Here is an 848-nt window from a genome sequence, read left to right as displayed (position 1 = left end):
GCCAACGACTCCGCCGCCATCGTGCGCGCCAAGGCCGCCCTGGACAAACTCGACGTCGCCGAAGGCCTCGCCGAGCTGGAAGGCGCCTCCGCCCGCGTCGCCGTTGACGAAAAGCGCATGATCAACTGCCGCGCCGACCTCAACCAACTCGTGCCTTTCAAGTACGACTGGGCCTGGCAGAAGTACCTCGACGGCTGCGCCAACCACTGGATGCCGCAAGAGGTCAACATGACCGCCGACATCGCGCTGTGGAAAAACCCCGAAGGCCTGACCGACGACGAGCGCCGTATCGTCATGCGCAACCTGGGCTTCTTCTCCACCGCCGACTCCCTGGTAGCCAACAACCTGGTGCTGGCCGTGTACCGCCTGATCACCAACCCGGAGTGCCGCCAGTACATCCTGCGCCAGGCCTTCGAAGAAGCGATCCACACCCACGCCTACCAGTACTGCATCGAATCGCTGGCCATGGATGAAGGCGAGATCTTCAACATGTACCACGAGATTCCATCGGTCGCCAAAAAGGCCGCCTGGGGCCTGAAGTACACCCGCTCGATCTCCGATCCGAAGTTCGAAACCGGCACCGTCGACACCGACAAAGAACTGCTGCGCAACCTGGTCGCCTACTACTGCGTGCTGGAAGGCATCTTCTTCTACTGCGGCTTCACCCAGATCCTGTCCATGGGCCGCCGCAACAAAATGACCGGCGTGGCCGAGCAGTTCCAGTACATCCTGCGCGATGAGTCGATGCACCTGAACTTCGGTATCGACGTGATCAACCAGATCAAAATCGAAAACCCGCACCTGTGGGATGCCGAGATGAAGGAAGAAGCGACCCAGATGATTCTGCA

1 protein-coding gene is annotated in these 848 nt (G+C 60.5%); it reads left to right on the top strand.

The genetic code is table 11. The annotated features are described in order from the left end of the window. A partial coding sequence (locus GIV35_RS27225; RefSeq protein WP_236485989.1) for a ribonucleotide-diphosphate reductase subunit beta occupies positions 1 to 848 on the top strand: 848 nt, incomplete at both ends.

The sequence above is a fragment of the Pseudomonas sp. PA-1-6B genome (assembly GCF_021609545.1).
GTDB lineage: Bacteria > Pseudomonadota > Gammaproteobacteria > Pseudomonadales > Pseudomonadaceae > Aquipseudomonas > Aquipseudomonas fluorescens_BV.
This window is presented reverse-complemented; position numbering and strand designations above follow the sequence as displayed.